The organism is Halioxenophilus aromaticivorans, assembly GCF_042850945.1.
GTDB lineage: Bacteria > Pseudomonadota > Gammaproteobacteria > Pseudomonadales > Cellvibrionaceae > Halioxenophilus > Halioxenophilus aromaticivorans.
In genome coordinates this window covers 2,374,106-2,387,342 of sequence record NZ_AP031496.1, presented here as the reverse complement: position 1 = coordinate 2,387,342, position 13,237 = coordinate 2,374,106, and the positions used below count along the sequence as shown (strand labels likewise).

General features: G+C 49.6%; 12 protein-coding genes. 4 read left to right on the top strand and 8 right to left on the bottom strand.

Annotated features, from left to right (window positions below; genetic code table 11):
* The first annotated feature begins 102 nt into the window (after positions 1-102).
* The 3 genes from ACGHM3_RS10395 (at position 103) to ACGHM3_RS10385 (ending at position 3,551) form a co-directional block, all read left to right on the top strand.
* On the top strand, positions 103-318 hold the full coding sequence (locus ACGHM3_RS10395) for a hypothetical protein (RefSeq protein WP_345416796.1): 216 nt from the start codon (positions 103-105) through the stop codon (positions 316-318).
* Positions 319-1,295: 977 nt separating this feature from the next.
* Positions 1,296-2,441: a hypothetical protein gene (locus tag ACGHM3_RS10390; RefSeq protein ID WP_345416799.1), complete on the top strand. Its 1,146-nt coding sequence runs from the start codon at positions 1,296-1,298 to the stop codon at positions 2,439-2,441.
* Between the two features lie 75 nt (positions 2,442-2,516).
* Positions 2,517-3,551: a glycosyltransferase family 4 protein gene (locus tag ACGHM3_RS10385; RefSeq protein WP_345416801.1), complete on the top strand. Its 1,035-nt coding sequence runs from the start codon at positions 2,517-2,519 to the stop codon at positions 3,549-3,551.
* Positions 3,552-3,602: 51 nt separating this feature from the next.
* Here ACGHM3_RS10385 and ACGHM3_RS10380 read toward each other — a convergent pair whose 3' ends face one another.
* The 6 genes from ACGHM3_RS10380 to pobA form a co-directional block, all read right to left on the bottom strand.
* The gene (locus tag ACGHM3_RS10380; RefSeq protein ID WP_345416804.1) at positions 3,603-4,160 is read right to left on the bottom strand and encodes a nuclear transport factor 2 family protein; all 558 of its coding nucleotides are present in this window, start codon (positions 4,158-4,160) and stop codon (positions 3,603-3,605) included.
* Positions 4,161-4,175: 15 nt separating this feature from the next.
* Positions 4,176-5,039 carry an SDR family NAD(P)-dependent oxidoreductase gene (locus tag ACGHM3_RS10375; RefSeq protein WP_345416807.1) on the bottom strand — a complete coding sequence of 288 codons (864 nt, stop codon included), beginning with the start codon at positions 5,037-5,039 and terminating at the stop codon, positions 4,176-4,178.
* Between the two features lie 82 nt (positions 5,040-5,121).
* Positions 5,122-5,964 carry a TauD/TfdA family dioxygenase gene (locus tag ACGHM3_RS10370; protein ID WP_345416810.1) on the bottom strand — a complete coding sequence of 281 codons (843 nt, stop codon included), beginning with the start codon at positions 5,962-5,964 and terminating at the stop codon, positions 5,122-5,124.
* A 303-nt stretch (positions 5,965-6,267) separates the two neighbouring features.
* Positions 6,268-6,894 (bottom strand): TetR/AcrR family transcriptional regulator, encoded by a 627-nt coding sequence (locus tag ACGHM3_RS10365; protein WP_345416812.1) that lies wholly within the window; start codon positions 6,892-6,894, stop codon positions 6,268-6,270.
* Between the two features lie 53 nt (positions 6,895-6,947).
* A complete protein-coding gene (locus tag ACGHM3_RS10360; RefSeq protein ID WP_345416815.1) occupies positions 6,948-8,705 on the bottom strand; it encodes an FAD-binding protein in 1,758 nt (585 codons plus the stop codon).
* A gap of 186 nt (positions 8,706-8,891) precedes the next feature.
* The gene (pobA, locus tag ACGHM3_RS10355; RefSeq protein ID WP_345416818.1) at positions 8,892-10,103 is read right to left on the bottom strand and encodes a 4-hydroxybenzoate 3-monooxygenase; all 1,212 of its coding nucleotides are present in this window, start codon (positions 10,101-10,103) and stop codon (positions 8,892-8,894) included.
* Between the two features lie 151 nt (positions 10,104-10,254).
* Here pobA and ACGHM3_RS10350 point away from each other — a divergent pair, with 151 nt between their 5' ends.
* Entirely contained in the window at positions 10,255-11,142 is an 888-nt protein-coding gene (locus ACGHM3_RS10350; RefSeq protein ID WP_345416821.1) for a helix-turn-helix domain-containing protein, read from the top strand.
* A gap of 67 nt (positions 11,143-11,209) precedes the next feature.
* On the opposite strand, the gene ACGHM3_RS10345 is transcribed toward ACGHM3_RS10350, so the two are convergent.
* The gene (locus ACGHM3_RS10345) at positions 11,210-12,196 is read right to left on the bottom strand and encodes an aldo/keto reductase (protein ID WP_345416824.1); all 987 of its coding nucleotides are present in this window, start codon (positions 12,194-12,196) and stop codon (positions 11,210-11,212) included.
* 89 nt (positions 12,197-12,285) lie between these two features.
* On the bottom strand, positions 12,286-13,236 hold the full coding sequence (locus tag ACGHM3_RS10340; protein ID WP_345416826.1) for a Gfo/Idh/MocA family oxidoreductase: 951 nt from the start codon (positions 13,234-13,236) through the stop codon (positions 12,286-12,288).
* Position 13,237 lies beyond the last annotated feature (1 nt).

Genomic DNA, 13,237 nt, shown 5'->3' with positions numbered 1-13,237 from the left:
ACGCGTGAGCCCAGTTTGCCTTCACATAATGACAGGTAAACAACGACCACCGCAGGACCGCAAGCTAATCACATATACATTGCCTGGGGCAAAGGAAGGGGTATGAGTACATCGCAAGTCACCATTGAGTACGTCATTGTTAGCTACACCAACGGTAAGGTTGTTACCATCATCGGCTTCGATACGCCCCAAGCAACCCTGGGCCACTTCCAAACTGCTTGCATCGACAACCGCTCGGACTGGGCAACGTTAATGAATTCCAGTGACGGCGGATCACTGCTGGCCAGCTTTAGAAACAACCAATATATTTATTATTAAAAAAAGCCACCCGGCAGCGCGGTGCCGTTTTTAAAGTTAACCTCAACTTTGAAATAACTTTTAATTTAACCTCCAACGCATTCCAATCCAAAAAGCGCGCAAATATAAAAACCGGTTGTTGCTTCGCTTTTTACTTCGTTGATTAATTATTGCGCTGCAAAAATGCCGCTAAAACTCAAACCTCTGCAACAGTTTTGCTGCTAGTTGCGAATTCACTGTGGTTGGGTTATTCAACAATAGAGAACTGAAGGTTCATTTCGCGTGCTTTTTAGCTTGCACTGCGCGAGAGGGATTGCCTGTTCAACCGGAAAGTCTAAGCCGACTGCAGTCGTATACCGGACTGGCCAAATACGGTTTAACTGCACGTAGTGTCAGAAACCAAGTCGATGGCTATAATAAGAAGACCTGAAAGCTACTCTACGGACCTACCACAGACAGCTTCTATGAATGTGTCTCATATTCATGCAGCAATGTATCGACGACGCTTTTTATTGCTTATAGAGATAAAAACCATTCTTATTTCGATATGATGCGCTGGAAGTGTCTAATATTCAGACACCTGTTCAAACTAGGACTTCACTGAGTATTCAAATATCCCCTTTTGGCGGACAATATCGCCGACACTTGGCTAATTGGTGCTATATTAGCGCCACTGGCACCAGAACTAGCGGAATCGGCGATGGCCCTGCAGGAATAAAACCCCCCTGCAAGACTTAAGCCCTAGGGCCATTATCTATTCGCTAGCAATAGCGCCAATTAGGCAGCCAAATCAACGTTTTGCTAAAGCGGCGACATAAATTGAACCCGTTAGCGTCTATGCTATCAATTGGGCTATGCAACTGGGTTAGGCAACTGGGCTAGGCAACTGGTAGCCAAGGAAACGGGGCTAACCCCTTAAGGCACCAGGCCACAACTGCTACACAAACTAAGCTGCCGCAGGCGGAATTTACACAATCGACAGGACTGGAACAGTATTTATGGCAAGGATAGGCATCGTCGGAACAGGCTTTATTGTCAATCAAGCAAACCAAGTGATTGCCAAAAACCCGGAGCTGCAAGTTTCCAAAATTCTCACCCGCCGCGACCCCGATACCGTCGACAATTTCGACCGCGCGGCGCTGACCAACTCACTGGAAGAGTTGATCGATAACTCCGATATCATCTTTGAATCCACCGGCGACCCTATTCACAGCACCGTTGTGGTTGAAGAGGCCCTTAGAGCCGGCCGCAAAGTGGTTACCATGAATGCCGAATTGCATGTCACCACTGGCTCCTATCTGCAAGGCTTGGGTTACTTATCCGAAGCCGATGGCGATCAGCCTGGCGCTACCGCAATTTTACGCAATGAAGCCCTGGGCATGGGCTTCGAGCCTTTGGCCTATGTGAACATCAAGGGTTATTTGAATCACAACCCCAAGCGCGAGGACATGGAATACTGGTCTAAGCGCCAAGAGCTTAGCTTGGTGGAAACCACCTCCTTCACTGATGGCACTAAATTACACATCGAGCAGGCTTTTTGTGCCAACGCCTTTGGCGCCACCATTGCCCAGGATGGCTTAATCGGCGGCCAAGTTGAGGACATCAACGACACCGACCACTTGGTGGAGGCTGCCCGCAAAGCTGGCCAACCCATCAGTGATTACGTGCAATGTGGCACCGCACCTCCCGGCGTGTTTATTTTAGCCGATAGCGACGTTGCCTCGTCATTGCCCCATTACGGCCCTTACGAGAAGCTTTACACCAAAGGCCGCCAAGCCTATATCCTATTACGCCCTTACCACTTGTGTGGCCTTGAGGTTGCCAAAAGTTTGATGGCTGCCGCCCGAGGTGCGCCACCACTGCTCAATAATGGTGAAGTACCGGCGGTGAGTATCGGTGGCATTGCCAAAGAAGACCTCACCCCGGATACCCTTATCAAGCATGCCATTGGTGGTTTTGAGGTACGCGGCTCTGCACTGAAATCTGCGGATAACCCTAACCACGTGCCCATTGGCCTATTGAATGGCGCGCGGCTTAAGCGCAAGGTCGAAGCTGGCCAAACCATCAGCTTTGACGACGTAGAAATACCCGAAAGCCGGGCCCTGGATATCTGGCTAAATGAATTAAAGCCACGTTTCACCTAAATACAGCCGGGGCTTCCCCGGCTGTATCGTTTTATGCAGCTTAGTTTTAACTTGGAATAATCAGACAATAAAAGGATGGACCCCCTGCGTATTATCAATGTATCCAAAACGCCGGCCGGTACTTTTGATTGGTACGACGGCAAATTACCGGCGGAGCTCTCCGCTCAGTTCACCCACTATCACGCCAGCCCCAACAATGCCTTGGAGCGTAAAATCACCTCGCCCAATATTGCGTTACACCGTGGCAGTTTACAGGCGGCACAAACAGCACAATCGGGCAGCGCGGATATTTTAGTTAGCCACCTACCGGTGGTTTCTAAGTGGGTTGAGTTTTATCGCCTTGGCCGCAAGCGCAAAATTCCCCACCTTGCCTTTGCTTTTAATCACGATGTGATGCCCACCGGCAAAAACAAAGATATGATGATCAAGCTCTACCGCGATGTGGAGCGCTTTGTGGTGTTCTCTAGCGCAGAGAAACAGCTCTACGCCGACGAGCTTAAAATACCCAAAGAGCGGATTGATATGGTGCACTGGGGGGTGGTTCCGCCAGAGGTAGACACCAGCGCCCCGCCGCTGATTGAGGGTGATTACATCACCGCCATTGGCCGCAGCGGCAGAAACTACAAGGTTATGATTGAAGCGCTTAAAGCCCTACCGGATATCAAAGCCGTGATTGTAGCCTCGCCAGAGAATATGAAAGGCTTGGACGTGCCGCCCAACGTGGAAGTCCGCGAGGAGATCCCTTGGAACGACATGCTGAACATCTTGTACCACAGCCGTTTTATGGTGCTGCCGCTGTTTAAATCAGACATACCCTACGGCCACGGCACGGCTATTTTGGCCATGCATTTAAACCGCCCGGTGATTGTTACCGATGGCGATGCGATGTCGGATTACGTACAAGACGGCGAAACCGGCTTGATGTACCCGGCCGACGACTCAGACGCATTGGCCGACCGCATTAAAACCCTGTGGGACAACTCGGAAGAAAACGAGCGCCTGGCTCAAAACGCCTACCAATTTGCCCATAGCTATTGCACGGAGGCGGCTAGCATCGCCCGTGTAGCGCCGTTGCTGCAAGAGGTAATCGCACAGGGCACTAGTTGCTAGGTTATGATTCTAGGTTCAGACTTTCAGGTTCTGAACGCTAGCGCCTGACACTTACCAACGCTCGGGGGTTTGCTCCAAGTCCAACGAGCGCTGGTAAGAAATGTCGGTTTTATCTCGCACACCCTTGGTATAGCCCTGGTCGTGAAATATCGGCGCGTTTAGAATAGACGCATCGCCGGCCAAAATGACATCCACCGTGGTACGACGCAACGCGATCTTCCAACCGCCCTCGCGCTTTTCTAACCGATCCACGTACCGGCCGCTAATTAAACGCGCACTGTTGCCGTCTGGGTTGAGTAAAATCACCATCACATAGCTTTCGCAATGGGCGGTATCGCCATCAATGTCACAGGTATGAGTGCTGATATTATGGGTGTGCGACAGTGACCCCGCTGCGTGTATTTTGTTGGCCCATTGGGCGTATTCCGGCCCTGGGTTATTGGCAAAACCGTGTTCGTCGACGCCGTCAATGTGGTAGGCCTCGGTTAGCAGTTGGCAGTCGTGTCGATCATGGCCACGGGCATGCTTGGCAATGCAATCCAAAATTTGCGAGCGGTCTTTTAAGTACTGAACATCGGTCTTAAGTGCCATCAATTCGCTATCATTCATTGTATTCTCCTTATTTTAACGAATGACGTAGGGGTATTGTTCTCTGGGCGCTACCTTGTGCGTATCGCGGTAGGACGTGGGTTGTTTTCCGCCCTCGTCCTGTATGCCATAACGTAATGCCATTTCCGCTCCAATAACGGTTTTACCATTGAACTGCTGGAGCTCTGGATCCGCGTACATCGCCCAGATCACATGGCCGGTAAATTCCGGCGTTTCGGTAACATTTTCTAAATAGCCATATTTTTTGGGGTTAGAATCAATCAATAGCTGCAATCGCTCGGCTTTTAGTGCGCCCATCCAAATTGACACTGCCGTGACCTTAAATTCACTAAAATCCTCGCCCATATCGGCGGCGAATTTGTCCATGCCTGCTTTATGCGCGCCGTAAATGGGGCCGTAGACGTAATGCACAGAGCCGGAGGCCGAGGTAAACACAACCAAGCCACTGCCCTGCTTTACCATAAGTGGTGCCGCGTAATAGCTAGTTACGTAACTGCTGCGAAGGCCTACATTCAGCATATTAGAAATGGCCAAGGATTTTTGCCAAAAATGGCCTGGCTGGGTTAAGTCGTCATGTAAAGAGCAGGCATTGTTGACCAAAATATCCAATCGGCCTTGCTCAGCTTCAATGCGCTCAATCAAGGCTTTGGCTTCTTCGTCAATTGCGTGGTCTACTTTTACGGCTACGCCCAGGCCGCCGGCATCCGTGACGGCCTGGGCAGTTTCATAAATGGTACCGGGCAGCACTGAGTCCTTTGCAGATTGTGACCGGCCGGTGACGTAAACCGTGCAACCGCGAGAGCCCAACGCAATGGCAATACCACGGCCAGCACCACGGCTTGCACCAGTAACCAAGGCTACGGTTTTTTTACTGGTCATTAATGAGACCTCTTGGAATTTTATTATTGTTTATTAGAGCGATTTTGTTTGTCTTAGATGCACGAGGATGCACTAGTACGCACTAGGCAAACGGCTCAAAACCGGCTACCTGCGTGCGGTACATTAACCGGCCGCAATCCAAAGGATACGGCGTGGCTCTGTGCATGGTGCCGGTGTTATCCCAGATAACTAAGTCGCCCAGTTGCCATTTATGGCTATAAACAAATTGGTCTTGGGTTGCCCAGCTACGCAGTTTGGTCAGTAGCGCTGTTCCCTCGCGCAATCCCATCCCTTCAATGTGCGAAGCCGTGGAACCCAACACTAACGACTTGCGACCAGAGCGATGCTTCCACAACAACGGTAAGGTATTGGGTTCGAACTCTTGCCAGGAGGATAACGTCTCGTAACTCGGCTCCGGGTTTACATAGCGCTGGGCCGCTTCAAGCATGTGCACCACCTGCAGCTTTTCCACAGTCGCTTTTTCTTCATCACTTAACGCATCAAAAGCAGCGTAGGTATTGGAAAATTCGGTATTGCCGCCGGTGGGTGATAACCGCTTGGCACTCATAACAGAGGCAAAAATAGGTACCTCGGACATAGTGCCGTCGATGTGCCAATAGAAAGCCCCTTTAATATAATCGGCATTTGGGTTTTCCAAAGGATCCATAGTGATTTTGGTGATTTTGGTGCCTTTTTCACTTTCGCCCAAGGTTTGGGTAAAGGCCATTTGTTGCTCGTCGGTTAAATCCAAGTCGCGAAATACAACCACGCCCCGCTGCTCTAAAAGGTCCACAATTTCTTCGCTGTGGAGGCCAGCAACCAGCTCTTCTATAGGCGCGCTAAGAACGCTACCAATGGCCGGGGTTAAATGCTCTACATGTAGTTTGGATTTATCTGACAACGAAACCCTAGTGGAGTTACTCATAGCAAACCTCTTTATCGAATTATTGTGATTGCGGGCGCAAGCGACACTGAACAGGTGTTCAGTTTTATCACCAAAATGATTTCTGGGTCAAGGTTAACCATTGTATTTTAGATATTTAGGCGTTAAGAATCGCCACCATCAAACAGGAAGTATCAACCTGTTTAATTAAAGGCGTTTTAGAAGTACATCGTTATGGAATTACAAAACCGGTTTTAAGCAAAAACAGTTTTTAATTGTGAAGAGGCACCTAGGCCTTTCTCAGAGCTGAGATAAAAAGAAAAATAAGGATTTTGGTGAGAGATATTACGACAAAGATTGAAGCAACTGTTCAACAAACTGCTTGGTATCTGCGTGGCCCACATCAATACCAAGGTTTTGCTCTAATACCAAAGTACGCGCCAAACCTATCAGCACCACCGACAACCCCAAGCCAGAAATTCCAGCTTCGCTGGAGCTCATCGAATCGTTCATTAAACTCTGTAACAAGTCTGCCCGCCGGCGACGTTCTTTTTCTGTTACCGCGGTGATTTCTTTACGGATGGCCTCACGGTGATTGGCCAAGCCCATAAACTCTATGGCCAGTGCAGTTTGCGGCTGATCAATATAGGCGCGCCATAATTCCACCAGCCCACTGGCTTGCGTGAGGGTGCTATCCACCCGCTTGCGCTCTAACTGCAGGTTTCTGCGAAACAACGCCAGTAGTAAATCATCTGTGGTTTTAAAATGGTAGTGCACCGTCGGCGGTTTTAAGCCGGCCTCCTTGGCAATTCTGCGAGTGGTTACTGCAGCGTAGCCCTCCCCTAACATTAATTGTTGGGCAGTATCTAGGATCAGTGTTTTGGTCAGGTCCGCCTTACTTGGCTTTTTCTGGCTTGGCTTTTTCTGGCTTGGCTGGTCAGGGACTGGCTGAGAGGAAGTTGGCTTTAGCACGGCTTAATCAATCGCCTTTAAATAAGAAATACAGCCAGCAGTATAACCTGAATCTATTCCAAGCCCACTGCATGGCGAGCCGCAATGTAACCAAACGTAAACGACGGGCCAACGCTAGAACCGCCGCCGGGATAGGCCGGCCCCATGACCCCAGCCGTGGATACGCCGGTGGCATAAAGCCCTTCCATCACAGTGCCATCTTCTCTCAACACCCGCGCATGGGTATCGGTAATCACCCCACCGTAGGTGCCCATATCACCAGGTAAAACCGGTGCCGCGTAGAAAGGCTCTTGAGCGATGTCACCCAAGGATGGGTTTCCGTCCTTGTAGGGGTCGCCCAGCCAAGTGTCATAGTAACTCTCCCCCCGGTGGAAGTCTTCGTCCACGCCACGGGCAACGAAACCGTTAAATCGCTCAACCGTTGCCTTTAACACGGCTGGGTCCATTTCTATTTGTTGTGCTAAAGCTTCGATGCTGCTGGCCTGCTTCATATATCCCGCAGCCTTCCAGCCCTCTACTTTATGCACCGCTTGGCCCGGCATGCAGCCGCCGAACATGTATTTATCCAACAAGCGTTGATCAAATATGGCCCAGCTCGGTAATGAAGGCGCCTCGCTGTTGCGAGACAACATGCCCTTGCAATAGGCTGAATAAGAACCGCCCTCTGCTTGGTAGCGCACGCCGGTTTGGTCTACCAAAATACAGTGGGGCTTAGCGGTAACGGCCTGCATGGCTGGTTTAATGGGCATTTGGTCGAACCCCGGCATGGGGGATGTTTGGTTTCCCACGCGCTCTTGCATATGCCCTACGGCTGCCCCCATGTCCATCATGGTTTGCAGCATCTCGCCCGTATCGGTGGCTACAGCACTGCTCCAGGCAGCTTGTGAACCCGGTATGTATTTATCGCGCATGGCTTGGTTATGTGCGAAGCCGCCGGCATTGATTAACACACCAAGATTGGCTTTGATGCGCCATGGTTTTCCGTCTTTGTTAGTGACCACACCAACAACTTTACCGCCCTCTTCAATCAGCTCATCAACGGCACAGTTAACGCGAATATCAACGTTTGCGGCTAGGCAAGCTTTCAACATTTGACCTTGCAACCCCACCCCAGCAGCCACGTAACGTTTACCTGTTAGCTTGCCATACAACCATTTGCAGCCCACCCTAAGCATCATGCTAAAGCCTGCCCAGCTACGTTTAAAATGGGGCAGCTTCATCATTTCGCCCAGGTTCATTGCACCCAACATAATGGTAAGCCTGGTACCAATTTTTTGTTTTAATGCATAAGGAATGGGTAAAAAATCGCACAAATTAACCGGCTGAGGAATAAAGCCAAAGCCAATTTTATTTGCCCAAGGGCCAAGCTCATTAAGGTCAAATATTTCTGAGAAAACACTGCGGCTGCCACGACTACCGCCGGGTAAGGTATCGTAATAATCCGGCCAAAAATCAGTGCGTGCGAGCTTTACACCCTGGGCGGTAATGAAGTCAATCATACGCGGGGCTTCGCTAATATATTTAAGTCGGCGTGCGCTGTTGGCCGCAGGGTACTCTGGATTATCGCCGATCAGATTATCCAAATAAGTAACGGCTTTTTCGGTGCTGTCTTCGATACCAGCCAGTTTCATCAAGCGGTTATTGGGTATCCACATGGCGCCACCGGAGCGCGCGGTTGTACCGCCGACGACAGGGGCCTTTTCCAGTATGGCGACGGATTTACCTACATCTCTTAGCACTAAGGCCGCACACATGGAGCCACCACCGCTGCCCACCACTAAAAAATCAACACTTTCATCGAAGCTGTTCATTAGCACCCCGTTTTTTATAGTCTTTTTATCTCTCCCACCAAAATTAGCAAGACAACCCAGCGATGTACATGACCACGCCTAACTATTCGTTACTGTTGAACACAAACAGTATTTTTGGGCAAAAAAAACCCGCAACTAGGTGCGGGTATCTAAGCCAAGAGAGATTGTTAGCGTCTATGGGGCAATTTAGTGGAGATCTTCGTAGGGCATACCGACGTACTGGTTAGCGACCACACGGCGACCCTCTTCGTAATTCATAAAGTAATCCAGCTCTGACGACATAAATCGATCAAAGGTTTCTGCATCCATATCGTTGACTTTGGTATCGCCAAAATCGTGCAGCATATTAGACATCCACCATGAGAAGCGCTCGCCGTGCCAGACACGACGCAGGGCGATTTCGGAATACTGCGCGATACAGGACTTATCCCCGTCGTGGTACACACGAGTCATAATTTTATAAAGGGTGGCCACATCAGACGCGGCAAGATTTAATCCTTTAGCACCGGTGGGCGGTACGATATGGGCAGCATCACCGACTAAAAACAAATTGCCGTACTGCATGGGTTCGCACACAAAAGAACGAAGTGGCGCGATGCTTTTTTCAATGCTTGGGCCACGCACCAGCTTTTTGGCGTCTTCTTCTGGCAAGCGTTTTTCCAGTTCATCCCAAAAACGATCGTCGCTCCACTCTTCTACTTTGTCTGTTAGAGGCACTTGCAAATAATAGCGCGAGCGCGTGGCACTGCGGCGGCTGGCTAAAGCAAAGCCACGCTCGCTTTTGGCGTAGATTAGTTCTTCACTTACCGGCGGCGTATCGCTCAGAAAACCAAGCCAACCAAACGGGTATACGCGCTCGTGTTCAGTACGCTTGTCTTCGGGAATGGTTTTACGAGAAACACCATGAAAACCATCGCAACCGGCGATGTAATCACACTCTAGTTTGAAATCTTCACCGTTGTTTTTAAAGGTAACGTAAGGAGTTTCGCGGTTAACGTCGTGCAGTTGGGTGTCACTGGATTCGTAAAAGGTTTGTAACCCAGCGCCTTCGCGCGCTTTCATTAAATCGCGTGTAATTTCGGTTTGGCCGTAACAGACCACCACTTTGCCACCGGTCATTTTTTCTAAATCGATACGGTGTGACTTACCATTGTTCGCCACGTAGAAGCCTTCGTGTATTTCTCCTTCGGCGTCCATACGCTCAGCAACGCCTGCTTCCCGTACCAAATCGGCAAAGCCCTGCTCTAAAATACCGGCGCGGATTCGGCCTAATATGTACTCACCAGACACACGCTCAATAATTACATTAGCAATGCCTTGTGTGTGCAGTAGTTGACCGAGTAATAAGCCAGAAGGGCCAGCGCCAATGATGGCGACTTGAGTTTTGAGGGTATTCATAATGGCTGACCTTATCGATTATTAGTTAGGCCTATTGTGGCAACAATGAGTTGTCCGCACCATTCACTTAATCGTCATATTCTGGTACTTTTGAATCACGCTAATAGCAATCGCAAGTAACAAACTTACCTCGCAATGCCGGTGCTTAACCATGGTGACAACCACAATTCCAACCTTTGGCTTGTACGGTGAAAACACAGATATAGAAAGCCCCGTAGCCGTTCATGTGGAGGAAATCGCCACCCGCAGCCGCGACAGAGATTGGGTGATAAAACCGCACAGGCACCGTAAATTCCATCAAATATTATGCATTTTTGACAGCCAACTCAGCGTACAACTAGACGATAAAAAGCACCAACTGGAAGGCACCGGCTTGGTAACTGTGCCCAAAGGCGTTGTGCACGGTTTTGAATTTAAACCTAATAGTGATGGCGTGGTTATTACCTTTTCTGATCATATATTTCAGGCGTCCGAAGGCGGGAGTGCTACCATGCTGCCGAGGCTGTTCCAAAATAGCCTGGTGCTAAAGTTCTCCGACAACGACGACCAAATGCCGTTGTTAAAACAATATTCCACACTGCTACGCCAAGAATTCTCCTCCCCCTACCGCGGCAAAGATACGGTGCTTCTATCACTCGTTAACCTATTGCTGATTACCATTGCACGGCAGTGGGAAGCCATGAGCTTAAACAGCGTTACACCTGAATCAACCAACCGCTTACTAGAATCGTTTAAACGCTTGGTTGAACTGCATTACAAAGATCACTGGCGAGTACAGGAGTACGCCTCTGCGATCAACACATCAACCGCCACACTAAACCGATTGTGCCAGTCTCAGTTGGGTACCAGTGCCAAACAGATCATATTGGACAGGCTTATTGCCGAAGCCAAGCGTCGTCTTATCTTCACCCAGCAACCGCTGGAGCAGATCGCCTATCATTTAGGCTTTAAAGATGCTGCGTATTTTTCGCGTTTATTTAAAAAGCAGGAAGGCAGATCGCCCAAGGAATATCGCCTAGCGGCAGAGGACGGTGACTAAAAGAAAAGTAAATACAAGAAAGGAGATTAAAAAGCCCACCGGCAACGAGGCCGGCGGGAAGTTGGGATTAGGCAAACTCTTCGGTATCGATTTCGGCTTGCGTCGCTGGAGGATAACGCCCACCAGATACCGTAGACTGATTAATTAAGGCATCCAACTCGGCAATTACCGCTGCCGACAAACTGACATTGGCGGCTGCCATGTTTTCTTCTAAATGGCTGAAGTAACGAGTGCCTGGAATTGGATATATATTAGGGCTTTTAGCGAGCAACCATGCCAGTGAAAGCTGCGCCGGGGTAATATTTAACTCTGCGGCTTTAAATTTAAAACTGGCTAAAAGTTCCGCGTTACTGGAAAAATTCGGCTCTTTAAATCTTGGCATATTGCGGCGGATATCACCCTCTTCAAGCACTTCTGGGCTGGCAACACCGTCGGCCAAAAAGCCACGAGCCAGTGGGCTAAAGGCCACAAAAGCAATACCCAAACTCTCACAGGCTCCTAGCACTGCCAATTCAGCATTGCGCGTCCACAGTGAGTATTCGGTTTGTACGGCGGCAATGGGATGTACCGCGTGGGCTTTTGCAATGGTATCGGCGGAGACTTCACTTAAACCAATAGCGCCAATTTTACCAGCCTCCACTAAACGCGACAGCGCACCAACGCTGTCTTCGATGGGGACGTTTTTGTCCCAACGGTGCAGGTAGTAGAGATCGATGTGGTCGGTTTGCAACCGCTCCAACGCCGCATCCAGAGTGGCAACTAATGTTTCAGGGCGGCCGTCGATGACCCGCTTACCATCAACACCGGTCATACCGCATTTACTGGCCAGGAACAGCTGGTCGCGATTACCGCTTAGCGCTTTACCCACTAAGGTTTCGTTACGGCCAAAACCGTACAGGGCTGCGGTATCGAAATGACGCACCCCAAGGTCGAAGGCTTGTTGCAACATTTTAATGCCCTCTTCCTCGGAAGGAGGCGTGCCATAGGCATGGCTAAGGTTCATACAACCCAAACCAATGCGCGTTAACCCTTGCGATAAATCTGTTAATTTCACTGCCAATAGTCTTGTAATGGAATTAAAAAATAATTGAGCTCAATCTAAAATGGCGAACCGGTTTTCATCCGGCTCGCCGTAACCGACTCTTACGAGTGGTGAGACAACTGCTGTTCCAAATCGTGCAGCACTTTGTAGCATGGCAACACATTAGCCACACTGGAAATTGGCTCGCGGCCCTCTTTGATTGCAGCGAAGAAATCACGGTCTTGCAGTTCAATACCATTCATAGAAACATCCACTTTGGACACGTCGATGGGCTCTTCTTTACCGTTTACCAAATCATCGTAGCGGGCAATGTAGGTGCCATTGTCACAGATATAACGGAAGAAAGTACCCAGCGGGCCATCGTTATTAAAAGACAAAGACAGAGTACAAATGGCACCGTTCGCCGCCTTCATTTGAATGGACATATCTAAGGCAATACCAAGCTCTTCGTGAACGGGGCCTTGTAACACATTAGCTGCAACCACGGGAGAATTGGCTTGGTAAGCGAACAGATCCACGGTATGGGCAGCGTGGTGCCACAACAGGTGATCAGTCCAGCTGCGTGGCTCGCCTTTGGCGTTGATATTTTTACGACGGAAGAAATAGGTTTGCACGTCCATTTGTTGAACGTTTAATTCACCGGATTCTACGCGCTTGTGAACCCACTGATGAGATGGGTTAAAGCGACGAGTGTGCCCAACCATACAAACCAAGCCAGTTTCTTGTTGGGTTTTCATCACCGCTTCGGCCTCTGCCCAGCTGTCGGCCAGAGGAATTTCTACCTGTACGTGCTTACCCGCTTTCATGCATTGGATAGACTCCGACGCGTGTTGCTGTGTGGGTGTACAAAGGATAACGGCTTCCGCTGCGGTTTCTTCTAGTGCTTTTGCTAAGTCTGTTGAAACGTGTTTAATGCCGTATTGGTCTGCTACCGCTTGAGTTTTGTCGAGGGTACGGCCCACTAATGAGACAACTTCTACACCATCGATTTTTTTAATCCCGTCTAAATGCTTGATGCCGAAGGCACCTGGGCCTGAAAGTAGTACTTTCATG